Consider the following 23919-nt stretch of genomic DNA (forward strand, 5'->3'; position numbering starts at 1 on the left):
GTCAGAGCTTCACGGCAAAATTCAGCCGAAACTGCTGCGGCGTCACGCCTAATCTGCGATTGAACACACTGCGCATATGCTGCGCATCACGAAATCCGCACTGATACGCCACGGTCTTCAACGGCGCCGTGGTGCTTTCCAGCATGACCCGCGCCGCATCCACCCGCGCCCGTTCGACAAACTCCGCCGGGGTCACTTTCGCTTCCCGCGCGAACACCCGGGAGAAATTGCGCGCACTCATGTTCGCCGCATTGGCCAGATCGGCGATCGTCAAGTCGCCGGTGAGATTGGCCAGCACATACAACTGCACCAGCGCCACCGCTGACGTCGGTTCGGCATGCGGCGTGAGGAACGGGCTGAACTGCGATTGCCCGCCCGAGCGCTGGGTGAACACCACCAGCCGTTTCGCCACACTCAGCGCCACCTCGGCGCCGTGGTCGCGCGCCAGCAGGTACAGCGACAGATCGATGCCCGCCGTGACCCCGGCCGACGTGTAGAGCGCGCCGTCCTCGACATACAGACGATCCGCCTCGACCCGCGTGGTCGGGCACAACTGCGCCAAAGCTTCGGCATCGTTCCAGTGCGTGGTGACGGTGCGCCCCTCAAGCAAACCGGCGCGGGCGAGCATGAACGCGCCATTGCAGATCGAGCCGAAACGCCGGGCGCGGCCACAGGCTTCACGCAGCCAGGCATCGAACGTAGGGCCAAAATCCATGAACGGCAATTGCGGTCCACCGGCGACCAGCAGCAGGTCACAGGCCTGCGTAGATTCGCTGAAATGGCGGTGGGCATGCAGGCTGAGTCCATTGGAACAGGCCATCGCCCCGTGCTCCACGCCGATCACTTCCAGCCGATAGTGATCCTGCGGCGCAAGAAAGCGGTTGGCTTCGGCGAACACGTCCATGGGACCGCTGACGTCCAGTGACTGCACGCCGGGGAACACCACAATGGCGACGGCTTTGCTCATGACTCAAATGTCCTCAATACCTGTGACAAACACACAAGCCTGTGGGAGCGAGCCTGCTCGCGAAGAGGCCGTCACACGCAACATAGCTGTCGAATGACACACCGCCTTCGCGAGCAGGCTCGCTCCCACATGGGCCGTGCCTGGCTTGTTGCCCGGGTCACCCTAGCCAATCCACACCCGACAAGCGAGCCTGGCACGATTTGCAGGTGGATTGGCAAGGATCGCAGCCATGCCTCGATTGTTCGCTATGCGCGCCGGGAACAGACTTTCTCCAGCAGCGCCACGACGGCGTTTTCGACGAGGAAACCGTTATGACCAGCACCGTCGCCGGCATCAAGATCCCTGATAGCGCCCTCGCCCGGGCCACCACCGAATACATCCGCGACATTGAATCCGACCTGCTTTATCACCACTCGCGCCGGGTGTTTCTGTTCGGTGCCTTGAGCGGCGAGCGCCAGCAACTGGCCTATAACCCGGAGCTGCTGTATGTCGGCGCGATGTTCCACGACCTTGGTCTGGTCGCAGGTCATCGCAGCGATGACGAGCGCTTTGAAGTGGACGGCGCAAATGCCGCCGCAGCCTTTCTCACACCGTACGGGCTGAGCGACGACGATATCGAGCAAGTCTGGCTGTCGATCGCATTGCACACCACGCCGGGCGTACCCAGGCATCTGCGCCCGACCGTCGCGCTGGTGACGGCCGGGGTGGAGATGGACGTGCTGGGCATGGACTACGCGGCGTTCAGCAGCGTGCAGCGCGAAGCCGTGGTGCATGCGCATCCGCGTGGGGAGGGTTTCAAGGAGTGCATCATCTGCGCGTTTGCCGACGGCTTGCGTCATCGACCGCAGACCACGTTTGGCAATGTGAAGACCGATGTGCTGGTGGATCAGGAGCCGGGGTTCAAACCGATGAATTTCGTCGAGGTCATCCGCCAGTCTCCCTGGACTGCTTAAAACCAGATTTGGAACTGGGCTCTGTGGCGAGGGGATTTATCCCCGTTGGGTCGCGAAGCGACCCCCAAAAAAAGGCCTGCTGCGCAGTCCATCGGGGATAAATCCCCTCACCACAAAAGCCCGCTCCCACATTTTGATTTGGGTTGGCCTCGGGAATGAAACCAACCCGCCGGCTCACACAGTCTGTGGCGCAGGCGCGCGGCGTGCGTCCGGTTGCTTCCACGAATCAGCCGCGCTTTCTTCGATGGCCTGCTGGATGGCTTTCTTGCGTGCTTCTTCGGCGCGGCGGCTGAAGAACCAGACGAGGAAGGTCACCAGCGACACCGCCAGCAGAATCAGACTGGCCACGGCGTTGATTTCCGGCTTCACGCCCAAGCGCACGGCCGAGAACACTTCCATCGGCAGGGTCGTCGAACCCGGGCCGGACACGAAGCTTGCCAGCACCAGGTCATCCAGCGACAGCGCGAACGACATCATCCCGCCCGCCGCCAGTGACGGCGCGATCATCGGGATGGTGATCAGGAAGAACACCTTCCACGGTCGCGCGCCCAGGTCCATCGCCGCCTCTTCGATCGACAGGTCCAGCTCACGCAAGCGCGCCGACACCACGACTGCCACATACGCCGCGCAGAACGTGGTGTGGGCGATCCAGATGGTGACGATGCCGCGTTCCTGCGGCCAGCCGATCATCTGCGCCATGGCCACGAACAGCAGCAACAGCGACAGACCGGTGATCACTTCCGGCATCACCAAGGGCGCAGTCACCAGGCCGCCGAACAGCGTGCGACCCTTGAAGTGGGTGATACGCGTGAGCACGAATGCCGCCAGCGTACCCAGCGCCACCGCGGCAACCGCCGTGTAGCAGGCGATTTCCAGCGAGCGCAACACCGAGCCCATCAGTTGCGAGTTGTCGAGCAGGCCGACGTACCACTTGATCGACCAGCCGCCCCACACCGTTACCAGTTTCGAGGCGTTGAACGAGTAGATCACCAGGATCAGCATCGGCAGATAGATGAACAGCAGACCCATTACCAGCATCAGGCTGGAGAAACGGAAGCGCTTCATTCTTTACCCTCCATTTCCTTGGCCTGACTGCGGTTGAACAGGATGATCGGCACAATCAGGATCGCCAGCATCACCACCGCCAGCGCGGATGCCACCGGCCAGTCGCGGTTGTTGAAGAACTCTTGCCACAACACCTTACCGATCATCAGGGTTTCCGGGCCGCCGAGCAGTTCCGGAATCACGAACTCGCCGACCACCGGAATGAACACCAGCATGCAGCCGGCAATGATCCCGTTCTTGGACAGCGGAATGGTGATTTTCCAGAAGCTGTTGAAGGTGCTCGAACCGAGGTCGGAAGCTGCTTCCAGCAAGCTTTGATCGTGCTTCACCAGGTTGGCGTACAGCGGCAGGATCATGAACGGCAGGTACGAATAGACCACGCCGATGTACACGGCGAGGTTGGTGTTGAGGATCTGCAGCGGCTCGTCGATCAGGCCCATGCTCATCAGGAAACCGTTGAGCAGACCGTTGTTGCTGAGAATGCCCATCCACGCATAGACGCGGATCAGGATCGCCGTCCAGGTCGGCATCATGATCAGCAGCACCAGCACCGTTTGCAGCTCTTTGCGCGCGCTGGCGATGGCATAGGCCATCGGGTAACCGATCAGCAGGCAGAGCACGGTGCTGATAAAGGCCATTTTCAGCGAGCCGAGGTAGGCGGCGATGTACAGCTCGTCGTCGCCGAGCATCGCGTAGTTGCCGAGGTTCAGCAGCAGTTGCAGCTTCTGTTCGGCGTAGGTGTAGATCTCGGTGTACGGCGGGATCGCCACGTCGGCTTCGGCAAAGCTGATCTTCAGAACGATGAAGAACGGCAGCATGAAGAACAGGAACAGCCAGATGAACGGCACCCCGATGACCATTTGCCGGCCATTGGGGATGATTCGGTTTATACGGCGTTTGAATTTGCGCATGTTCATGAGCGAAGTACCACGCCGCTATCGTCTTCCCACCAAACGTAGACCTGATCGCCCCAGGTCGGACGCGCGCCGCGACGTTCGGCGTTGGCGACGAACGACTGCACCAGTTTGCCGCTCGGCAATTCGACGTAGAACACCGAGTGCCCGCCCAGATAAGCGATGTCGTGGACCTTGCCGCTCGACCAGTTGTACTCGCAGGTCGGCATGTCGGCGGTGACCAGCAGTTTTTCCGGGCGAATCGCGTAGGTGACCGACTTGTCCTGGACCGAGGTGCTGATGCCGTGGCCGACGTAGATCTGCCGGTCGAGGTCCTTGCACGTGATGGTCGCGTGGCCTTCGGCGTCGTCGATCACTTCACCTTCGAAGATGTTGACGTTGCCGATGAATTCGCAGACCAGACGGCTGGTCGGGGTTTCGTAGATGTCGATCGGACTGCCGATCTGGGCGATCCAGCCCAGGTGCATGATCGCGATGCGCTCGGCCATGGTCATGGCCTCTTCCTGATCGTGAGTCACCATCACGCAGGTCACGCCGACGCGCTCGATGATTTCCACCAGTTCCAGCTGCATCTGCGAACGCAGTTTCTTGTCCAGTGCGCCCATCGGTTCGTCGAGCAGCAGCAGCTTCGGGCGCTTGGCCAGCGAACGGGCCAGGGCCACGCGCTGACGCTGGCCGCCGGACAGTTGATGCGGCTTGCGCTTGGCGTACTGGCTCATCTGCACCAGCTTGAGCATCTCGGCCACGCGGGCGTCGATCTCGGCCTTGGGAATCTTGTCCTGTTGCAGGCCGAAGGCGATGTTCTGCGCCACGGTCATGTGCGGGAACAAGGCGTAGGACTGAAACATCATGTTGATCGGACGGTCGTACGGCGGCATGTCGGTGATGTCGACGCCGTCGAGGAAAATCCGCCCTTCCGTGGGCCGTTCGAAGCCTGCAAGCATCCGTAGCAAGGTGGATTTGCCCGATCCCGAACCGCCGAGCAGGGCAAAGATCTCGCCCTTCTTGATTTCCAGGGACACGTCGTCCACGGCAATCGTCTCGTCGAACTTCTTCGTGACCCGGTCGATTTTGACCAGCACCTGTTTTGGTGTCTGGTCGCCCTCGAGGGCTTTCTTGTAGGCGCCGGAGGCAACTGCCATTTACGAAACTCCCAACAGAAGCAGCAGTTCGCCCCGCAAGACGAACCCTGGATAGTTTGTGCGTTATTTGCCCGACTTGACCTTGGTCCAGCTGCGGGTCATCAAACGCTGAATATTGGCTGGCAACTCGGTCGACACGTAGGTCTTGTCGAGGACTGCTTGCGGTGGGTAAACCGCTTCATCGGTGCGAATGGATTGTTCCATCAGCTTGTCCGAACCCGGGTTGGGGTTGGCGTAACCGACGTAATCACTGACCTGGGCGATCACCTCAGGTTTCAGCAAATAGTTGATGAAGGCGTGGGCCTCTTTGACGTTGGACGAATCCTTGGGGATCGCCAGCATGTCGAACCACAGCGCGCCGCCCTCTTTCGGAATCGAATAGGCGATGTTGACGCCCTTCTTGGCTTCCTCGGCACGGTTCTTCGCCTGGAAGATATCGCCGGAGAAACCGATGGCCACGCAGATGTCGCCGTTGGCCAGATCGCCGATGTACTTCGAGGAATGGAAATAGGTCACGTATGGACGCACCGCGAGCAACTTGGCGGTGGCCTTTTCGTAGTCCTTGGTGTTGGTGCTGTTGGCGTTCAGGCCCAGGTAATTGAGCATGGTCGGCATCATTTCATCAGCCGAATCGAGGAACGCGACACCGCAGCTGTGCAGCTTCTTGATGTTTTCCGGCTCGAACAGCACGGCCCAGGAATCGATCTTGTCGATACCGAGCACGGCTTTGACCTTGTCGACGTTGTAGCCGATGCCGTTGGTGCCCCACAGATACGGGACGGCGTAGAGGTTGCCGGGATCGTTCTGCTCCAGGCGCTTGAGCAGCACCGGGTCGAGGTTGGAATAATTCGGCAGCTGCGCCTTGTCGAGCTTCTGGAACGCGCCCGCCTTGATCTGCTTGCCGAGGAAGTGGTTCGACGGCACGACCACATCGTAACCGGTACGCCCGGCGAGCAGCTTGCCTTCCAGGGTTTCGTTGGAGTCGAAAACGTCGTAGACCGGTTTGATCCCGGTCTCTTTCTCAAAGTCGGCCAGGGTCGATTCGCCGATGTAATCGGACCAGTTATAAATATGCACCGTACCGGCGGCCTGGGCTCCGACAGCGATTGTCAGGCCGGCAGCGGCCAGCAGGGCTTTGCGCAAAGAAGAAAATACAGGCAAGTGGAGGTCCTCTAAATGGATTGGGCCCAAGTTGCCCCGCGCTGCATGACAGCCATGGCTGCCCGACAACAAAACCGGCGCGCAACTTACCCTCGAAAAACCGATCCAGCAAAACTTTCTGTCATTTAATTATCCGCTGGCCGCCGTCGCAGCGACGACGGCCAGTGGTTGTGGCAACAAACCGGCTTATTTGCCCGATTTGATCTTGGTCCAGCTACGGGTGATCAGACGCAGTGTGGCGGCGTCCAGATCGCTGATCGCATAGAGCTGTTTCTTCACTTCAGCCGACGGGTAGATGCTCGGGTCGCTGGTGATGTCCTTGTCCACCATAGGCGTCGCCGCCTTGTTGCCGTTCGGGAAACGCACGGCGTTGGTGATGCCGGCCATCACTTGCGGCTCCATCAGGTAGTTCATGAACTTGTAGGCGGCTTCGACGTTTTCGGCATCCTTGGGAATGGCGACCATGTCATAGAAAGTACCGGCGCCTTCTTTCGGAATGGTGTAGGCCAGTTTGACCTTGTCACCGGCTTCCTGAGCGCGGGTCTTGGATTGCTCCAGGTCACCCGAGTAACCGACGGCGACGCAGATGTTGCCGTTGGCCAGGTCGGAGATGTACTTGGAGGAGTGGAAGTAGGCGACCGAAGGACGGATCTTCAGGAACAGGTCTTCGGCGGCTTTCAGGTCAGCCTTGTCCTTGCTGTTGGTCGGCTTGCCCAGATAGTGCAATGCCGCCGGAATCATTTCGGTCGGAGCATCGAGGAAGCTCACACCGCAGCTTTTGAGTTTCTCGATGTTTTCAGGCTTGAACACCACGTCCCACGAATCGATCTTGTCGATACCCAGCGCAGCCTTGACCTTGGCCGGGTTGTAGCCGATGCCGATCGAGCCCCACATGTACGGGAAGGCGTGTTTGTTGCCTTGGTCGCTGGCATCGCCAACGGCCTTGAGCAGGTCTTCGTCGAGGTTTTTCCAGTTAGGCAGCTTGGACTTGTCCAGCTCCTGGTAAACGCCGGCCTTGATCTGCTTGGCGAGGAAATTGTTGGAAGGCACCACGATGTCGTAACCGGACTTGCCGGCCAGCAGCTTGGCTTCCAGGGTTTCGTTACTGTCGAAGACGTCGTAGACGACTTTGATCCCGGTGGCTTTTTCGAAGTTGGCCACGGTGTCCGGCGCGATGTAGTCGGACCAGTTGTAGACGTGCAGTACCTTGTCGTCCGCGTGCACCGCACCCGCCATCATGCCCGCCATGGACAGCGCGAGCAGAGTCTTGCCAGCTAGCTTTTTACCTAATGCCTTCATGCGTCATGCTCCAAATTTTTCTTTTTTGAACCACTTTGTTCAGCGGCCGAACCCGGACAACTGGAACCGCGGCTAGTCTGGCAAGATCCGAGGCGGTCTTTCAACAAAAGACCAGCCTTTCTGACAGCTTTGAGCGAGTGCGCCGCAGCTCCCCCGCCCAAAGCCTAGCACCTAGGCCTGCAGCGCACCGAGGGTCAGGTCCAGACACTTGCGTGCCTTTGTAACCAACTCATCGATCTCGGCTTTGCTGATCACCAGCGGCGGCGCGATGATCATGGTGTCGCCTACCGCGCGCATGATCAGGCCATTGTCGAAGCAGAACTGCCGGCAGATCATGCCCACGCCCTTGCCCTCGTAACGCTTGCGCGTGGCCTTGTCCTGCACCAGCTCGATCGCCCCCAGCAGACCGACGCCGCGAACTTCACCCACCAACGGGTGATCGTTCAGCTCGCGCAGACGTTTCTGCAAATACGGTGCCGTTTCGTTGTGGGCGTTCTCGATAATTTTTTCGTCGCGCAGGATGCGGATGTTTTCCAGGCCCACCGCTGCGGCCACCGGGTGGCCGGAGTAAGTGAAGCCGTGGTTGAAATCGCCGCCTTCATTGAGCACGGCCACCACCGAGTCACGCACGATCAACCCGCCCATCGGGATGTAGCCGGAAGTCAGGCCTTTGGCGATGGTCATCATGTGCGGCTTGAGGTCGTAGAAATCGCTACCGAACCACTCACCGGTACGGCCGAAGCCGCAGATCACTTCGTCGGCAACAAAGAGGATGTCGTACTTGGCGAGGATTTCCTTGATGCGCGGCCAGTAGGTATCAGGCGGAATGATCACGCCGCCGGCACCCTGGATCGGCTCGGCAATAAAGGCACCGACGTTGTCGACGCCGACTTCGAGAATCTTTTCTTCGAGCTGATTGGCCGCCCAGATGCCGAACTCTTCCGGTGACATGTCACCGCCTTCGGCGAACCAGTACGGCTGCGCGATGTGGACAATGCCCGGAATCGGCAGGTCGCCCTGCTCGTGCATATAAGTCATGCCGCCGAGGCTCGCGCCGGCCACGGTAGAACCGTGATAACCGTTCTTGCGGCTGATGATGACTTTCTTGTTCGGCTGGCCCTTGATCGCCCAGTAGTGACGGACCATGCGCAGCATGGTGTCGTTGCCTTCGGAGCCGGAACCGGTGAAGAACACGTGGTTCATGCCTTCCGGCGCCACGTCAGCAATCGCCTTGGCCAGTTCCAGCGCCGGCGGGTGTGCGGTCTGGAAGAACAGGTTGTAGTAAGGCAGTTCGCGCATCTGTTTGGCGGCGGCATCGGCCAGCTCATCGCGACCGTAACCGATCGCCACGCACCAGAGGCCGGCCATGCCGTCGAGGATCTTGTTGCCTTCGCTGTCCCACAGATAAACGCCCTTGGCGTTGGTGATGATCCGCGGGCCCTTCTCTTTCAGTTGCTTGAAGTCGCTGAACGGGGCCAGGTGGTGATCGCTGCTCAGCGCTTGCCACTCACGGGTTTGCGGGTTGTTGCTGGTCATGCCAATTCTCCTTGTTATCGGTGAAGGCGCGACGGCTGGCCGCCGCGCCCGGCGCATCAGACGGCGAAGAGCAGGTACTCACGCTCCCAGGAACTGATCACGCGCTTGAAGTTTTCATGCTCGGCCCGCTTGACCGCGACGTAGCCGGTGATGAAGGTCTTGCCGAGGTACTTCTCGATGGTCGCGCTGTTTTCCATGCGCTCCAGCGCGTCCTCAATGGTCAGCGGCAGGCGCAGGTTGCGGCGCTCGTATCCACGGCCGACCACAGGCGCGCTCGGGTTCAGGCCCTCGACCATGCCGATGTAACCGCAGAGCAGGCTCGCGGCAATCGCCAGGTATGGGTTGGCGTCGGCGCCCGGCAGGCGATTTTCCACGCGACGGTTCTGCGGGCCGGCATCCGGCACGCGCAAGCCAACGGTGCGGTTCTCCTCGCCCCACTCGACGTTCACCGGTGCCGAAGTGTCCGGGAGGAAGCGGCGAAACGAGTTGACGTTCGGCGCGAACAGCGGCAACAGCTCGGGGATCAGCTTCTGCAAACCACCGATGTGGTGCAGGAACAGTTGGCTCATCGTCCCGTCTTCATTGGAGAAGACGTTCTTGCCGGTCTGAATGTCGATGATGCTCTGGTGCAGGTGCATGGCGCTGCCCGGCTCGCCGGTCATCGGCTTGGCCATGAACGTCGCCGCTACATCGTGTTTGAGCGCGGCTTCGCGCATGGTGCGCTTGAACACCAGAATCTGATCGGCCAGCGACAGCGCGTCACCGTGACGGAAGTTGATTTCCATCTGCGCCGTGCCGTCTTCGTGGATCAGCGTATCGAGGTCCAGCTCCTGCAATTCGCACCAGTCGTAGACGTCTTCGAACAGCGGGTCGAATTCGTTCGCCGCTTCAATGGAGAACGACTGTCGACCGATTTCCGGACGGCCCGAGCGGCCGATCGGCGGCTGCAACGGATAGTCGGGGTCGTCGCTGCGCTTGGTCAGGTAGAACTCCATTTCCGGCGCGACGATCGGCTGCCAGCCCTTGTCGGCATACAGCTTCAAGACTTTCTTGAGGACGTTGCGCGGCGACAGCTCGATCGGGTTGCCTTGCTTGTCGTAGGTGTCGTGGATCACCTGCGCGGTCGGCTCGATGGCCCACGGCACCAGGTACACGGCGTTCTGGTCGGGACGGCAGATCATGTCGATGTCGGCCGGGTCGAGCAGTTCGTAATAGATGTCGTCTTCGACGTAGTCGCCGGTCACGGTCTGCAGCAGCACGCTCTCCGGCAGACGCATGCCTTTCTCGGCGATGAACTTGTTGGTCGGCGAAATCTTGCCCCGGGTGATCCCGGTCAAATCGCCGATCATGCATTCGACTTCTGTGATCTTGCGGTCTTTCAACCAATCGGTGAGCTGGTCGAGGTTGTTACTCATAAATGCCTCTGGGCTGAGTCTCCTGACGCAATGTCAGGCAATTTTGACGCTTGCGGCGTCGCGTTAAAGGGGGCTTGCTCGCGCAGTGCCGGCTTACGCCTGGCACCGCGCATAGACAATGAAAGAGGAGCTTACCTGCCCTTGACGCTGGCGTTGCATTTCCCGTGCACTTTGCAAACGTGCAGAATCACAGGCACGACGCTGAGTGCGGCACGGGCTTTGGGAGGGAAAGAGTTCTATAGTGGAAGGAGACGCCATAAAGCGGAAGCTGTGTCCGACGTCCAGAATATCGGACGCTGCCGTTTTTCCGGATGCTGACGAGAGTCTCGTCGACAGGCTGCGCGCCTTGCTGGCTGCGCTACGGACGGATGGATCGCCACTGATGTGATGAGCATGCAGACCGGACTGTTGCGAGCAGTCGGTGATGCCGATTAACGGCAGGCGAGACATGAAGCACCCCGGTATTATTGCTGTTATGGGTTTGACCGGAGCTTAGCCTTGTTCATTTTTTTACACAACACCCCCGTAAAAAATACAACACGGCCTGCTCAAGCCCGCAGCTGAGCAACGTTCAAGGTTGGAAAAAACGCCCCAAAGTGCCCCATAAATGCCCCTCAAGCGCTTTTTCGGGGCAAAAAAGGCCTCGCTTGACTTCGGCAGGCCGTTCGGGTTGACTGAAACCAGAAAAGATCAATGATTGATATTTTTAACAACAAAGGTGTTGCATCATGTCGGTACCCCCGCGTGCCGTTCAGCTTAACGAAGCGAACGCGTTCCTTAAGGAACATCCTGAGGTTCTGTACGTTGACCTTCTGATTGCGGATATGAATGGTGTGGTGCGCGGCAAGCGCATTGAACGCACCAGCCTCCACAAGGTTTACGAGAAAGGCATCAACCTGCCGGCCTCTCTATTTGCCCTGGATATCAACGGCTCCACGGTGGAAAGCACCGGTCTGGGCCTGGACATCGGCGACGCCGATCGTATCTGCTATCCGATCCCCGATACCCTGTGCAACGAGCCATGGCAGAAGCGCCCGACCGCGCAGCTGTTGATGACCATGCACGAACTCGAAGGCGATCCGTTCTTCGCCGATCCCCGTGAAGTGCTGCGCCAAGTGGTGACCAAGTTCGACGAGCTCGGCCTGACCATCTGCGCCGCCTTCGAACTCGAGTTCTACCTGATCGACCAGGAAAACGTGAACGGCCGTCCGCAGCCGCCACGCTCGCCGATCTCCGGCAAACGCCCGCACTCGACCCAGGTCTACCTGATCGATGACCTCGACGAATACGTCGATTGCCTCCAGGACATTCTGGAAGGCGCCAAAGAGCAAGGCATCCCGGCCGATGCGATCGTCAAGGAAAGTGCCCCGGCGCAGTTCGAAGTGAACCTGCACCACGTCGCCGACCCGATCAAGGCCTGCGACTACGCCGTCCTGCTCAAGCGTCTGATCAAGAACATCGCCTACGACCATGAAATGGACACCACCTTCATGGCCAAGCCGTATCCGGGCCAGGCGGGCAATGGTCTGCACGTACACATTTCGATTCTGGACAAAGCCGGCAAAAACATTTTTGCCAGCGAGGATCCCGAGCAGAACGCCGCGCTGCGTCACGCGATCGGCGGTGTGCTCGAGACCCTGCCGGCGCAGATGGCTTTCCTCTGCCCGAACGTCAACTCCTACCGTCGCTTCGGCGCGCAGTTCTACGTACCGAACTCGCCGTGCTGGGGCCTGGACAACCGCACCGTGGCGATCCGCGTACCGACCGGCTCTGCCGATGCCGTACGTATCGAGCACCGTGTGGCCGGCGCCGACGCCAACCCGTACCTGCTGATGGCTTCGGTACTGGCCGGCGTGCACCATGGCCTGGTCAACCAGATCGAACCGGGCGCGCCTGTCGAAGGCAACAGCTACGAACAGAACGAACAGAGCCTGCCGAACAACTTGCGCGATGCCCTGCGCGAGCTGGACGACAGCGAGGTGATGGCCAAGTACATCGATCCGAAGTACATCGATATCTTCGTCGCTTGCAAGGAAAGCGAGCTGGAGGAGTTCGAACACTCCATCTCCGACCTTGAGTACAACTGGTATCTGCATACCGTTTAAGCGGCTATAGCGTCCAAAGGAACGCCGTTGGCTTCGCGCCCACGGCGTTTTTTATGGCCGCCTGCGGCGGTTCGCGAGCAGGCTCGCTCCCACAGGGATGTCGTGCGGGGTGAAGATCTGGATTCGCTGGAGATCCATGTGGGAGCGAGCCTGCTCGCGAAAGCAGCCGACAAGACAACACAGGAACCGCCTCGTACAATGCCCGCTGCCCCGCAGGAGACTTCCATGACGCGTCCCGCCACCGTCCGCAAACCCCGCGCCCGCAGTCAGGCGCGGATCGATTCGATACTCGATGCCGCACGCACGCTGCTGGCGGCCGAGGGCGTGGCCAGTCTGTCGATCTACAGCGTCGCCGAGCGCGCGCAGATTCCGCCCTCCTCCGTGTATCACTTCTTCGCCAGCGTCCCGGCGCTGCTCGAAGCGCTGACCGCCGATGTCCACGCAGCCTTCCGGGCCTGCCTGCAAGCGCCGATCGATCACGATGCGTTGCGCGACTGGCGTGATCTGTCGCGACTGGTCGAACAGCGCATGCTCGAGATTTACGACCAGGATGCGGCCGCACGGCAATTGATCCTGGCGCAACACGGCCTGACCGAAGTGACCCAGGCTGACCGCCAGCACGACCTCGAACTGGGCGACCTGATGCACAAGCTGTTCGACCAGCATTTCGAGTTGCCGAGGCTGCCGGACGATGTCGATGTGTTTGCCCTGGCGATGGAACTCGGCGACCGGGTGTATGCACGTTCGGTGCAGCAACACGGACAGATCACCTCGCGCATGGCCGAGGAAGGGATGCGGGTGTTTGATGCCTATATCGGGTTGTACCTTCCGCCATATTTACCCAAAAGAAATCTCTAGCGCATGCACCGGCCCTTTCGCGAGCAGGCTCGCTCCCACATTTGAAATGCGTTCCCCTGTGGGAGCGAGCCTGCTCGCGAAAGCCGCGCCGCCGAATCCGCGACAGGCACAAGAAACCCCGCAGGGCACACACCCTCCGGGGTTGTTTTTTGTTCACCGGCTTACAACTTGGCGATCGACACCTCGGTGGATTTCACAAAGGCGATCACTTCGCTACCCACGACCAACTCCAACTCCTTGACCGAGCGGGTAGTGATCACCGAAGTAACGATGCCCGAAGCGGTCTGCACGTCGATTTCCGACAGCACGTCACCGAGAACGATTTCCTTGATCGAGCCTTTGAACTGGTTGCGCACGTTGATGGCTTTGATAGTCATGATATTTCTCCTGAGGTCGAAATAAGCTGCAAGGGGCAAGCTACAAGCGGCAAGTAAAAGCAGTGCTTCTACTTGCAGCTTGTAGCTTGTAGCTTGCAGCTGCGTCATTGCGCCCAACGCAATTGCGTAGGCAGGGGTGAAACGGGTTCCGGCGCCGGCGGTTCACCGGGCAGGGACAGAACACGGTTGAGCACTTCGGTTTCCAGTGCGGCGAGGCGATGCGAGCCACGGACCCGCGGGCGCGGCAGTTCAACGTGCAGGTCGAGGCCGACTTCGCCGTCCTCGATCAGGATCACCCGATCGGCAATCGCCACCGCTTCGCTGACGTCGTGGGTCACCAGCAGCACGGTAAAACCGTGTTGCTGCCAGAGCCGTTCGATCAGTTGCTGCATCTCGATTCGGGTCAGCGCATCCAGCGCGCCGAGCGGCTCATCGAGCAGCAGCAGACGCGGTTGATGGATCAGCGCCCGGGCCAGCGCGACGCGCTGCTTCTGGCCACCGGACAATGCCGCCGGCCATTCATTGGCGCGATCAGCCAGACCCACGGCTTCCAGTGCATCCAGCGCTTGCTGGCGCCAGTAGCCCTTGAGGCCGAGACCGACGTTGTCGATGATCCTTTTCCACGGCAGCAGCCGCGCTTCCTGGAACATCAGCCGCGTATCGTCGCGCGCCTGGCTGAGCGCTGCGGAGCCGGCGAGGAGGTCGCCGCCAGTGGGTTGATCGAGGCCGGCGAGCAAGCGCAAGAACGTGCTCTTGCCACAACCGCTGCGCCCCACCACGGCGACAAACTGCCCCGCCGGAATGTGCAGATCGATGTCGCGCAGCACTTGGCGCGTGCCGAAGGTTTTCTGCAGGTTGCGCACCGCCAGCGGAATCCCGCGCAACAGGCGTGGAGGTTGTTGAGCGGTCATGCCGCACCTCCTTTGGCAACCTGATAGGCCGGATGCCAGCGCAACCACACGCGCTCAAGTCCACGGGCGGCGAGGTCGGCGAGTTTGCCCAGCACCGCATAAAGCAAAATCGCCAGCACCACCACGTCAGTCTGCAAAAACTCTCGAGCGTTCATCGCCAGATAGCCGATGCCGGAGCTGGCCGAGATGGTTTCAGCGACGATCAGCGTCAGCCACATGAAGCCCAGGGCGAAGCGCACGCCGACCAGAATCGACGGCAGCGCACCCGGCAGAATCACCTGCCAGAACAGGCTGAAACCGCTCAAGCCATAACTGCGCGCCATCTCCACCAACGCCGGGTCAACGTTGCGGATGCCGTGATACGTGTTCAGGTAAATCGGGAACAACGTGCCCAGCGCCACAAGAAAAATCTTTGCCGACTCGTCAATGCCGAACCACAGGATCACCAGCGGAATCAGCGCCAGATGCGGCACGTTGCGGATCATCTGTACCGAGCTGTCGAGCAGGCGCTCGCCCCATTTTGACAGGCCGGTGATGAAACCCAGCACCAGGCCAATGCTGCCGCCGATGGTAAACCCGAGTGCCGCGCGCCAGCCGCTGATCGCCAGGTGCGTCCAGATCTCGCCGCTGCGTACCAGACTGACGCCGGCCTCGATCACCGCCACCGGTGCCGGCAGAATCCGTGTCGACAACCAGCCCGCCGACACCGACAGCTGCCACACCGCCAGCAGCAACACCGGCAACGCCCAAGGCGCGAGGCTGTGGATAAATTTGTTCATGGCCGCGCCTCAGCTCTGCGATGCGGCTTTGGGCAGGATGTCGTTCGCGACCATCTCGCCGAACGGGCTCACATAACCGGCGCTCTTCGGCAGTTCCGGGCGTTCGACGTCGAGGTGCGGGAACAGCAGCTCGGCCACCCGATACGATTCTTCGAGGTGTGGATAACCGGAGAAGATGAAGGTGTCGATGCCCAGATCCGCATATTCCTTGACCCGCGCTGCCACGGTCGGGCCATCGCCGACCAGCGCGGTACCGGCACCGCCGCGCACCAGACCCACTCCGGCCCAGAGGTTCGGGCTGACTTCAAGGTTGTCGCGGCTGCCGCCGTGCAGCGCGGCCATGCGTTGCTGGCCGACCGAGTCAAAACGCGCCAGCGACGCCTGGGCACGCTGGATGGTGTCGTCGTCCAGGTGCGAGATCAGCCGGTCCGCCGCCTGCCAGGCTTCGGCGTTGGTTTCACGGACGATCACATGCAGACGAATGCCGAAGCGCACGGTACGGCCGAGTTTGGCGGCTTTGGCCCGGACTTGTGCGATCTTCTCGGCCACCGCGGCCGGCGGCTCGCCCCAGGTCAGGACCATTTCCACTTGCTCGGCAGCCAGATCCTGCGCCGCTTCCGAAGAACCACCGAAATACAGCGGCGGACGCGGTTGCTGGATCGGCGGATAGAGCAGCTTGGCGCCCTTCACGCTGATGTGCTCGCCGTCGTAATCGACGGTTTCGCCTTCCAGCACACGGCGCCAGATGCGGGTGAATTCCACCGAGGCTTGATAGCGTTCTTCATGGTTGAGGAACAGCCCGTCGCCGGCCAGTTCTTCCGGGTCGCCACCGGTGACCAGATTGAACAGCGCACGGCCGCCCGACAAACGATCCAGCGTGGCTGCCTGGCGCGCCGCGACCGTCGGGGAAATGATCCCGGGGCGCAGGGCGACGAGGAATTTCAGACGCTGGGTGACCGGAATCAGCGAGGCCGCGACCAGCCATGAGTCCTCGCAGGAACGCCCGGTGGGAATCAGCACACCGCCAAACCCCAGACGATCCGCCGCTTGGGCGACCTGTTGCAGATAACCGTGATCAACCGCGCGGGCGCCTTCGGCGGTGCCAAGGTAATGGCCGTCGCCGTGAGTAGGCAGGAACCAGAAAATATTGAGGCTCATGGAGTGGTCTCCTTATGGATTCGAATTACTGGGCTGGGGAGCTTTGGGCCACAGCGGCCGGCGGGGTCCAGATCACATCCTTGATGCTCAACGGCTTGGGAATAAGCTTGAGCTGGAAGAACGTGTCGGCGATTTTCTGTTGCGCGGCGACCACTTCCGGGGTCAGGAACAGCGCGCCGTAACCCTGGCGTTTCACCGAGGTCAGGGTGATGTCCGCCGGCAGGCCCAGCAGCGGCGCGACCTGTTGGGTCACGTCTTCGGGATTGGCTTTCGACCATTCACCCACCGCGCGCACTTCTTCGACGAGGGTCTTGATCACCTCGGGATTTTTCTGCGCGTAAGGTTTGGTCGCGAGATAGAACTGGTGGTTGTCGACGATGCCTTTGCCGTCACGCAGGGTGTGCGCTTGCAGTTGTTTCTCGGCAGCGGCCTGGTACGGATCCCAGATGACCCAGGCGTCGACACTGCCACGCTCGAACGCGGCCCGTGCATCTGCTGGCGGCAGGAATACCGTCTGTATGTCGCTGTACTTGAGGCCGGCGTCTTCCAGTGCACGCACCAAAAGGTAGTGCACGTTGGAGCCTTTATTCAGAGCAACTTTCTTGCCCTTGAGGTCGGCCACCGATTTGATCGGCGAGTCCTTCGCCACGAGGATCGCTTCACTGTTCGGCGCTGGCGGTTCGTAGGCAACGTAGAGCAGATCCGCGCCAGCGGCCTGGGCGAAAACCGGCGGGGTTTCGCCGGTCACGCCGAAATCGATCGAGCCGACATTGAGACCTTCAAGCAGTTGCGGGCCGCCGGGAAACTCGGTCCATTGCACATCGACACCTTGCGCCGCCAGACGTTTTTCCAGCGTGCCTTTGGCTTTGAGCAGCACCAGCGTGCCGTACTTCTGATAACCGATCCGCAATGTCTCGGCTTGAGCTTGAGTGATGGCGCCGAAGGTGACAGCCGCAGCAAACAGAGCGACCAGACCACGACGCAAAAATACGGTGCGCATAGCGCTCTCCTTTTTGCTGTTGGGTTTTGGCTGCACCTGCTTGCCCGTTGGCGGGCGAGTAAGGCCAGTACTTCAAATTCCGGTGAGGCTTAAATGCTCCAGCGAGCACTCAACAAACGTTCGTTCAACAGGCCCGGCTCCAGCGGTTTCGGCCGGCGCGCCATGGCGCCGATGAACTGGTCCAGAGCCTCGTGCAAACGCTGCTCCAGGGCCGGCGCCAGTTGCGCGGTGGCACTGCCTTCGCCGTAAGCGATCTGGCTGTCCTCGGCGAAAATGCCCTGAAGCATTTCCTGCGCTTTGAGTGCCGACAGCACAGGCTTGAGGGCGTAATCGACCACCAGCATGTGGGCGATGCTGCCGCCGGTGGCCATCGGCAAGACGACCTTGTGATTCAACGCACGCTCGGGGAGCAGATCCAGCAGGGTCTTCAGCGCCCCGGAAAACGATGCCTTGTAAACCGGCGTGGCGATCAGCAGGCCGTCGGCGTTTGCGATCTGTTGCAGCAGGTCGAGGACCTTCGGGCTGTCGAAGCGGGCGTGGAGCAGATCCTCGGCCGGGAAATCCCGTACCTGATAACTCACCACTTCCACCCCTTGCTGTTGCAACCAGCGTTGCGAGCGCTCCAGCAGCACCCCAGAACGGGAGCGCAGGCTGGGGCTGCCACCGAGTGAGACGACCAGCATTGCAGATTCCTTTAAGCGTTACAGGCGATTCGCAGGCTGCGATCTCGCTTCAATGGCAGTGACCTTACCAGCTGATTTATATATCCATAAATCATATTTATTCATTTGGTTATGCATTTAAGAGATATGCGGACGGACAGAATGCAGGCGAAAAAAAAGGCCGTCGAAACGGCCGAATTCCCCTGCGTTGTAGTCACACGAAGATCGTTCCCACGCTCTGCGTGGGAATGAATCCATGGACGCTCCGCGTCCACTGTGACGCGGAGCGTCACGGGCGGCATTCCCACGCAGAGCGTGGGAACGATCAAAATCTCACTGACTTATCTGTTCGGCTGCGGCGTCAGGCGCAGGTACGGCTTCACCGCGCGATAGCCTTTCGGGAAGCGCTGCTTGATCTCGTCTTCGTCCTTGAGCGACGGCACGATCACCACCTCTTCACCGTCCTGCCAGTTGGCCGGGGTGGCGACCTTGTAGTTGTCGGTGAGCTGCAGCGAGTCGATCACCCGCAGAATCTCGTGGAAGTTGCGCCCGGTGCTCGCCGGGTAGGTGATGGTCAAGCGGATCTTCTTGTTCGGATCGATCACGAACAGTGAACGCACGGTCAACGTGTCATTGGCGTTCGGATGGATCAGGTCGTAGAGATCGGAGACCTTGCGATCGGCATCGGCCAGGATCGGGAAGTTGACGATAGTGTTCTGGGTTTCGTTGATGTCCTCGATCCACTTGTGGTGCGAGTCCACCGGGTCGACCGACAGCGCGATGGCCTTGACGCCGCGTTGGCTGAATTCATCCTTGAGCTTGGCGGTGAAACCCAGCTCGGTGGTGCACACCGGGGTGAAATCCGCCGGATGGGAAAACAGCACGCCCCAGCTGTCGCCCAGCCATTCGTGGAAACGAATCTTGCCGGCGCTGGAATCCTGTTCGAAATCGGGGGCGATGTCGCCGAGTCTGAGGCTCATGGTGCTGCTCCTGATGAGGGATGGGAGACAACAACTGTAGCTCGTGATCGGTCAGCGTGAAAAAGAATAAATAACTAGATATCTAGATCATTAATGAATATTAAACATCTGTTCATTGGACACCGACCGGCATCGCGACGAACATCCAACGCAAGGTTCGAGAAGGCCTTGAGTTGCAGCAAAGAGGGAAATCGAGAAGGGCTTACGGGGGTGAGCCTGACTCGAAACGCAAAAGCCCCGTCCGGCGCGATGCCGGACGGGGCTTTTTTTGTCTGCGTGTCGAGCCGCGTGATTACAGCAGCGGGATCGAGTAGCTGACGATCAGGCGGTTTTCATCCTGCGAACGGGTGTTCGGCAGGTCGGTGCGCCATACAGCGTTTTTCCACATCAGGCCGACGTTCTTGAACGGGCCTTCCGGTACTACGTAACCGATGGTGAAGTCGCGTTCCCACTCGGAGCGGTTCGACGCGCTCTCACGACCATTGGTGCCCACGGTGTCGATGCTGTCACCTTTCAGGTAAACCACACCGGCGGTCAGGCCAGGTACGCCGACCTTGGCGAAGTCGTAGGAGTAGCGAGCCTGCCAGGTTTTCTCACCGGCACGACCGAACTTCTGGATCTGCATATCGGTGATGGTGTAGTTCGACGAACCGTCACCCTGGTTCAGCCAAGGGAAGTCGCTGCTGCCGTTGGAAACCTGGTAACCGCCACCGAAGGTGTGACCGGCAACGGTGTACAGGAACAGGCCGCTGTACAGGTTGTTGTCGACTTCACCACGGCCGTTACGGAAACCGGTGTAGTTACCCGAGCTGTAGTAAGCCGAGTCAGTGCCATTCTTGCCGTCGTCGGAGCTGTTGAAGTAACGCAGGTCAGACTTCAACACACCCGGGCCGATCGACCAGTTGTGTACCAGACCGAGGAAGTGCTGCTTGTAGAAATCTTCCAGGTTGCCGTAGTAGTACTGGGCAGTCAGGTCTTTGGTGATCTTGTAGTCACCACCGGCGTAGATGAACTTGTTGCTGTCACGGAAAGCCGTGCCGCGGGTGTTGGCGCCGCCGATCGACAAGTTTTCGTTGTTGCTGGAGTTACGACCTTTTACCGCTTCGATCTGACCACCGACCAGGGTCAGGTCCTTGATCTCGCCGGAAGTGATCTGACCGCCCTGCCAGGTTTGTGGCAGCAGGCGGCCGTCGTTGGTGACGATGACTGGCAGTTTCGGCTGCAGGGTGCCGAGCTTCAATTCAGTCTGGGAGATCTTGGCTTTGGCCGTCAGACCCAGGCTGGAGAAGTTGTCCACGGCTTTACCGTTGGACTCGCTCGGGAACACGGTGCCGCCGTAAGCGGTGCCGCTGTTGCCGTTGGTGCCGCCGCCCGAATCAAGACGGATGCCGAGCAGGCCGATGGCGTCGAGACCGAAACCTACGGTGCCTTGGGTGTAACCGGAGATGAAACGCAGATCGAAGCCTTGACCCCACTCTTCGTTCTTGTTGGCGCCAGCGCCGTCACGGTTGTCAGTGTTGATATAGAAGTTGCGCAGACCCAGAGTAGCCTTGCTGTCTTCGATGAAACCGGCGGCGCCTGCCTGCTGCGCCATAACCCCAACGGCCACAGCCAGGGCCAAGGTGGACTTGTTCATGTATCGCTCCTCTCGTTCTAATTCTTGTGTTCCTGGTTCGGGGTCGATTTGCCCTGAATCCTAAGATTCGCGATTAGCGCCAGACCGTGACTGCCAAGTCAATCGTAACCTTGTGTGTCTACGACCATCGTCTAATCGCAAGTGATTGGGTCCCTGCAGCGTAAAGACTTCCTGATAATCCCAAAAAGAATTTATTCATTCTTTTTCATACCATTCGGGTATATGGCCCATTAATGGCCATCCACGCCGGGAAACAGCGTATCGGCGCCTAAGCTCATTCCTAAATGGTATTTGTTGACCTTTTTTTAGATCGATTAGCTTTGCCGTACTCCCAACACGTCAAACCCCATCGAAAAGGCGACGCATCATGGCGAAACGCGCACTATCAAGTCAATTTGTTACAGTTTGTGTGTCGGCACTGTTTTGTTTTTCCGCACATGCCGCCGGTCTGACGGTCGGCTACCAGACCGGGATTGATCCGAGCAAAGTGCCGCAGGCCGATGGTGTCTATGAAAAAACCATCGGCGAAAAGATCGACTGGCGACGCTTCAACAGCGGCCCGGAAGTAGTGACAGCCATTGCTTCTGGCGACGTACAGATCGGCAACCTCGGCTCGAGTCCCTTGGCAGCGGCTGCCTCGCGCAATTTACCGATCGTGGCTTTCATCGTCTCGGCGCAGATCAATGCCGCCGAAGCCTTGGTGGTGCGCAACGGCAGCGGCATCGACAAGCCGCAGGATCTGATCGGTAAAACCATCGCCACGCCGTTCGTGTCGACCTCGCACTACAGTCTGCTTGGGGCGCTGAAGCACTGGGGCCTGACGACTTCGCAAGTCAAAGTGGTCAATCTGCAACCGGCCGAGATCGCCGCCGCGTGGAAGCGCGGCGACATCGACGGGGCGTTTGTCTGGTCACCAGCGCTGGGCGAGATCCGCAAGACCGGCAAGACCCTGACCGATGCTGCCCAAGTCGGCCAGTGGGGCGCGCCGACCTTCGAAGTGTGGGTGGCGCGCAAGGACTTTGCCGAGAAGCATCCCGAGGTCGTGGCCAAGTTTGCCAGGGTCACCCTGGACTCGTTCGCTGATTACGCCGCGCACAAGGACAGCTGGACGGCGGACTCGGTGCCTGTGCAGAAAATCGCCAAATTGACCGGCGCCAATGCGGCGGATGTACCGGAACTGCTGGCCGGGTCGGCATTCCCCGACGCGCAGGCGCAGCAAACCACGGCGCTGCTGGACGGCGGCACCGCGAAGGCCATTGCCGAAACGGCAAAATTCTTGAAGGAACAGGGCAAGGTCGAGACGGTGCTGCCGGATTACTCGCCGTACGTCAGCGCTAAATTCATCACTGACTGAATGCAGAACCCTGTGGTGAGGGGATTTATCCCCGTTGGACTGCGCAGCAGTCCCCTTGCGTTTCCAGGTGAAAACACAGGGGGCCGCTACGCGACCCAGCGGGGATGAATCCCCTCGCCACAGGAGACCTCGCTGTTGTTCAGAGAGTCTTTTCGAAGATCTTCGAGTTGCGCTGATAGTTGTACAGCGATGCCCGCGCTGCTGGCAGGCGTTCTACGCTGCTTGGCTCGAACCCGCGCTCGCGGAACCAGTGCGCCGTTCGGGTGGTAAGCACGAACAGGGTTTTCAAACCCTGCGCCCGCGCCCGGGTTTCGATGCGTTCGAGCAACTCATCACCGCGGCCGCCGTGGCGGTACTCCGGATTCACCGCCAGACACGCCAGCTCGCCAGCATCGGAATCGGCAATCTGATACAGCGCCGCACAGGCGATGATCATGCCTTCCCGTTCAACCACGCTGAACTGTTCGATCTCGCGCTCCAGTACTTCCCGCGAGCGACGCACCAGAATGCCCTGCTCTTCCAGCGGACTGATCAGGTCGAGCAGGCCGCCGACGTCTTCAATCGCCGCCTCGCGCACCCTTTCGAATTGCTCCTGCGCGACCAGCGTACCGCCACCGTCACGGGTGAATAGCTCGGTCAGCAGCGCGCCGTCTTCGGCGTAACTGACGATATGACTGCGCGCCACGCCGCCACGGCAAGCTTCGGCGGCGGCATCGAGCAACTCCGCTTGATAGTTGCTCATGCCCAGACGCTGCAAATGGGCTGGCACTTGTTGCGGGCGCAGTTCGCGCACCAGTTTGCCGTTCTCGTCGATCAGGCCGAGTTCGGCGCCGAACAACAGCAGCTTGTCCGCGCCCAGATCGATCGCGGCGCGGGTGGCGACGTCTTCACAGGCGAGGTTGAAGATCTCGCCGGTCGGCGAATAGCCCAACGGCGACAGCAGCACGATCGAGCGCTCGTCGAGCAGGCGGTTGATGCCCTTGCGATCGACCCGACGCACTTCGCCGGTGTGGTGATAGTCGACACCTTCCAGCACGCCGATCGGCCGCGCGGTGACGAGATTGCCGCTGGCCACGCGCAGACGCGAGCCCTGCATCGGCGACGAGGCCATGTCCATCGACAGCCGCGCTTCGATAGCGATGCGCAACTGGCCGACCGCATCGATCACACACTCCAGCGTTGCGGCATCGGTGATGCGCATGCCGTGATGGTAATGCGGGGTCAGGCCACGGGCGGCGAGGCGGGTTTCGATCTGCGGGCGCGAACCGTGCACCAGCACCAGGCGCACGCCGAGGCTGTGCAGCAAGACCAGATCGTGGACGATGTTGCCGAAATTCGGATGCTCGACGCCGTCGCCGGGCAGCATGACGACGAAGGTGCAATCGCGGTGGGCATTGATGTAAGGAGACGCGTGGCGGAGCCAATTGACGTATTCGGGCATGAACCTGGGCCTGTAATAAAGAGCAGCCGAAAAAAGGGGCGAAACGAAAAACGCACAGCGGGCTGATGGTTATCGTCGGAACAGGCTTGGCGACACGCGCGCTCTCCTCATGAATACGGGTTGTGGTGCAGGCAATTTACCGGGTTGATGCAAGACATTTAACCCTGTGGGAGCGAGCCTGCTCGCGAAAGCGGTGGATCAGGTTC

At 60.3% G+C, this 23919-nt stretch carries 21 protein-coding genes; 4 read left to right on the top strand and 17 right to left on the bottom strand.

Annotation, left to right across the window (positions count from 1 at the left end):
- Position 1: 1 nt before the first annotated feature.
- Complete coding sequence (locus ACZ0AZ_RS07445) at positions 2 to 967, bottom strand: GlxA family transcriptional regulator (protein WP_463537145.1); 966 nt, start codon at positions 965 to 967, stop codon at positions 2 to 4.
- A gap of 311 nt (positions 968 to 1278) precedes the next feature.
- Here ACZ0AZ_RS07445 and ACZ0AZ_RS07450 point away from each other — a divergent pair, with 311 nt between their 5' ends.
- On the top strand, positions 1279 to 1920 hold the full coding sequence (locus ACZ0AZ_RS07450; RefSeq protein ID WP_463537146.1) for an HD domain-containing protein: 642 nt from the start codon (positions 1279 to 1281) through the stop codon (positions 1918 to 1920).
- A gap of 174 nt (positions 1921 to 2094) precedes the next feature.
- On the opposite strand, the gene ACZ0AZ_RS07455 is transcribed toward ACZ0AZ_RS07450, so the two are convergent.
- The 7 genes from ACZ0AZ_RS07455 to ACZ0AZ_RS07485 form a co-directional block, all read right to left on the bottom strand.
- Positions 2095 to 2985: an ABC transporter permease subunit gene (locus ACZ0AZ_RS07455; RefSeq protein WP_463537147.1), complete on the bottom strand. Its 891-nt coding sequence runs from the start codon at positions 2983 to 2985 to the stop codon at positions 2095 to 2097.
- Positions 2982 to 3863, bottom strand: coding sequence for an ABC transporter permease subunit (locus ACZ0AZ_RS07460; protein WP_178083722.1), 882 nt, complete (start codon positions 3861 to 3863; stop codon positions 2982 to 2984). The genes ACZ0AZ_RS07455 and ACZ0AZ_RS07460 overlap by 4 nt, the downstream gene beginning before the upstream one ends.
- 35 nt (positions 3864 to 3898) lie before the next feature.
- The gene (locus tag ACZ0AZ_RS07465) at positions 3899 to 5041 is read right to left on the bottom strand and encodes an ABC transporter ATP-binding protein (RefSeq protein WP_016772662.1); all 1143 of its coding nucleotides are present in this window, start codon (positions 5039 to 5041) and stop codon (positions 3899 to 3901) included.
- A gap of 63 nt (positions 5042 to 5104) precedes the next feature.
- Positions 5105 to 6202 (bottom strand): polyamine ABC transporter substrate-binding protein, encoded by a 1098-nt coding sequence (locus tag ACZ0AZ_RS07470; protein ID WP_038860901.1) that lies wholly within the window; start codon positions 6200 to 6202, stop codon positions 5105 to 5107.
- 186 nt (positions 6203 to 6388) lie between these two features.
- Complete coding sequence (locus tag ACZ0AZ_RS07475) at positions 6389 to 7501, bottom strand: polyamine ABC transporter substrate-binding protein (protein WP_016772660.1); 1113 nt, start codon at positions 7499 to 7501, stop codon at positions 6389 to 6391.
- Positions 7502 to 7672: 171 nt separating this feature from the next.
- On the bottom strand, positions 7673 to 9037 hold the full coding sequence (locus ACZ0AZ_RS07480) for an aspartate aminotransferase family protein (protein ID WP_016772659.1): 1365 nt from the start codon (positions 9035 to 9037) through the stop codon (positions 7673 to 7675).
- A 56-nt stretch (positions 9038 to 9093) separates the two neighbouring features.
- Positions 9094 to 10452 (bottom strand): glutamine synthetase family protein, encoded by a 1359-nt coding sequence (locus ACZ0AZ_RS07485; protein WP_016772658.1) that lies wholly within the window; start codon positions 10450 to 10452, stop codon positions 9094 to 9096.
- Between the two features lie 728 nt (positions 10453 to 11180).
- Between ACZ0AZ_RS07485 and ACZ0AZ_RS07490 the strand changes: the two genes are divergently transcribed.
- Both ACZ0AZ_RS07490 and ACZ0AZ_RS07495 read left to right on the top strand, forming a co-directional pair.
- Positions 11181 to 12557, top strand: coding sequence for a glutamine synthetase family protein (locus tag ACZ0AZ_RS07490; protein WP_039757469.1), 1377 nt, complete (start codon positions 11181 to 11183; stop codon positions 12555 to 12557).
- 225 nt (positions 12558 to 12782) lie between these two features.
- A complete protein-coding gene (locus tag ACZ0AZ_RS07495; RefSeq protein WP_129997872.1) occupies positions 12783 to 13415 on the top strand; it encodes a TetR/AcrR family transcriptional regulator in 633 nt (210 codons plus the stop codon).
- 161 nt (positions 13416 to 13576) lie between these two features.
- Here the strand turns inward: ACZ0AZ_RS07495 and ACZ0AZ_RS07500 are convergent, their stop codons facing one another.
- The 8 genes from ACZ0AZ_RS07500 to ACZ0AZ_RS07535 all read right to left on the bottom strand — a co-directional run bounded on the left by ACZ0AZ_RS07500 (position 13577) and on the right by ACZ0AZ_RS07535 (position 20918).
- On the bottom strand, positions 13577 to 13792 hold the full coding sequence (locus ACZ0AZ_RS07500) for a TOBE domain-containing protein (protein ID WP_003229256.1): 216 nt from the start codon (positions 13790 to 13792) through the stop codon (positions 13577 to 13579).
- A gap of 104 nt (positions 13793 to 13896) precedes the next feature.
- A complete protein-coding gene (gene ssuB, locus ACZ0AZ_RS07505; RefSeq protein WP_463537148.1) occupies positions 13897 to 14703 on the bottom strand; it encodes an aliphatic sulfonates ABC transporter ATP-binding protein in 807 nt (268 codons plus the stop codon).
- Positions 14700 to 15482 (bottom strand): aliphatic sulfonate ABC transporter permease SsuC, encoded by a 783-nt coding sequence (gene ssuC / locus ACZ0AZ_RS07510; RefSeq protein WP_027610511.1) that lies wholly within the window; start codon positions 15480 to 15482, stop codon positions 14700 to 14702. The genes ssuB and ssuC overlap by 4 nt, the downstream gene beginning before the upstream one ends.
- 9 nt (positions 15483 to 15491) lie before the next feature.
- A complete protein-coding gene (gene ssuD, locus ACZ0AZ_RS07515; RefSeq protein WP_016772653.1) occupies positions 15492 to 16640 on the bottom strand; it encodes an FMNH2-dependent alkanesulfonate monooxygenase in 1149 nt (382 codons plus the stop codon).
- Between the two features lie 25 nt (positions 16641 to 16665).
- Positions 16666 to 17640, bottom strand: a complete 975-nt coding sequence (locus tag ACZ0AZ_RS07520; protein ID WP_039757456.1) for a sulfonate ABC transporter substrate-binding protein — start codon at positions 17638 to 17640, stop codon at positions 16666 to 16668.
- A gap of 89 nt (positions 17641 to 17729) precedes the next feature.
- On the bottom strand, positions 17730 to 18323 hold the full coding sequence (gene ssuE / locus ACZ0AZ_RS07525; RefSeq protein WP_039757455.1) for an NADPH-dependent FMN reductase: 594 nt from the start codon (positions 18321 to 18323) through the stop codon (positions 17730 to 17732).
- A 320-nt stretch (positions 18324 to 18643) separates the two neighbouring features.
- A complete protein-coding gene (locus ACZ0AZ_RS07530; protein ID WP_129997875.1) occupies positions 18644 to 19282 on the bottom strand; it encodes a peroxiredoxin in 639 nt (212 codons plus the stop codon).
- Positions 19283 to 19574: 292 nt separating this feature from the next.
- Positions 19575 to 20918 carry an OprD family porin gene (locus ACZ0AZ_RS07535; RefSeq protein WP_039757452.1) on the bottom strand — a complete coding sequence of 448 codons (1344 nt, stop codon included), beginning with the start codon at positions 20916 to 20918 and terminating at the stop codon, positions 19575 to 19577.
- 364 nt (positions 20919 to 21282) lie between these two features.
- Between ACZ0AZ_RS07535 and tauA the strand changes: the two genes are divergently transcribed.
- Positions 21283 to 22272, top strand: a complete 990-nt coding sequence (gene tauA / locus ACZ0AZ_RS07540) for a taurine ABC transporter substrate-binding protein (RefSeq protein WP_129997876.1) — start codon at positions 21283 to 21285, stop codon at positions 22270 to 22272.
- Positions 22273 to 22411: 139 nt separating this feature from the next.
- On the opposite strand, the gene argA is transcribed toward tauA, so the two are convergent.
- On the bottom strand, positions 22412 to 23713 hold the full coding sequence (gene argA / locus ACZ0AZ_RS07545; protein WP_129997877.1) for an amino-acid N-acetyltransferase: 1302 nt from the start codon (positions 23711 to 23713) through the stop codon (positions 22412 to 22414).
- Positions 23714 to 23919: the final 206 nt, after the last annotated feature.

It is taken from the genome of Pseudomonas sp. AC239, from assembly GCF_979258545.1.

Coding starts and splice junctions, on each gene's coding strand:
- ACZ0AZ_RS07445 (WP_463537145.1), bottom strand. CDS start 967: ATGAGCAAAGCCGTCGCCATTGTGGTGTTCCCCGGCGTGCAGTCACTG.
- ACZ0AZ_RS07450 (WP_463537146.1), top strand. CDS start 1,279: ATGACCAGCACCGTCGCCGGCATCAAGATCCCTGATAGCGCCCTCGCC.
- ACZ0AZ_RS07455 (WP_463537147.1), bottom strand. CDS start 2,985: ATGAAGCGCTTCCGTTTCTCCAGCCTGATGCTGGTAATGGGTCTGCTG.
- ACZ0AZ_RS07465 (WP_016772662.1), bottom strand. CDS start 5,041: ATGGCAGTTGCCTCCGGCGCCTACAAGAAAGCCCTCGAGGGCGACCAG.
- ACZ0AZ_RS07475 (WP_016772660.1), bottom strand. CDS start 7,501: ATGAAGGCATTAGGTAAAAAGCTAGCTGGCAAGACTCTGCTCGCGCTG.
- ACZ0AZ_RS07480 (WP_016772659.1), bottom strand. CDS start 9,037: ATGACCAGCAACAACCCGCAAACCCGTGAGTGGCAAGCGCTGAGCAGC.
- ACZ0AZ_RS07485 (WP_016772658.1), bottom strand. CDS start 10,452: ATGAGTAACAACCTCGACCAGCTCACCGATTGGTTGAAAGACCGCAAG.
- ACZ0AZ_RS07490 (WP_039757469.1), top strand. CDS start 11,181: ATGTCGGTACCCCCGCGTGCCGTTCAGCTTAACGAAGCGAACGCGTTC.
- ACZ0AZ_RS07495 (WP_129997872.1), top strand. CDS start 12,783: ATGACGCGTCCCGCCACCGTCCGCAAACCCCGCGCCCGCAGTCAGGCG.
- ACZ0AZ_RS07500 (WP_003229256.1), bottom strand. CDS start 13,792: ATGACTATCAAAGCCATCAACGTGCGCAACCAGTTCAAAGGCTCGATC.
- ssuB (WP_463537148.1), bottom strand. CDS start 14,703: ATGACCGCTCAACAACCTCCACGCCTGTTGCGCGGGATTCCGCTGGCG.
- ssuC (WP_027610511.1), bottom strand. CDS start 15,482: ATGAACAAATTTATCCACAGCCTCGCGCCTTGGGCGTTGCCGGTGTTG.
- ssuD (WP_016772653.1), bottom strand. CDS start 16,640: ATGAGCCTCAATATTTTCTGGTTCCTGCCTACTCACGGCGACGGCCAT.
- ACZ0AZ_RS07520 (WP_039757456.1), bottom strand. CDS start 17,640: ATGCGCACCGTATTTTTGCGTCGTGGTCTGGTCGCTCTGTTTGCTGCG.
- ssuE (WP_039757455.1), bottom strand. CDS start 18,323: ATGCTGGTCGTCTCACTCGGTGGCAGCCCCAGCCTGCGCTCCCGTTCT.
- ACZ0AZ_RS07530 (WP_129997875.1), bottom strand. CDS start 19,282: ATGAGCCTCAGACTCGGCGACATCGCCCCCGATTTCGAACAGGATTCC.
- ACZ0AZ_RS07535 (WP_039757452.1), bottom strand. CDS start 20,918: ATGAACAAGTCCACCTTGGCCCTGGCTGTGGCCGTTGGGGTTATGGCG.
- argA (WP_129997877.1), bottom strand. CDS start 23,713: ATGCCCGAATACGTCAATTGGCTCCGCCACGCGTCTCCTTACATCAAT.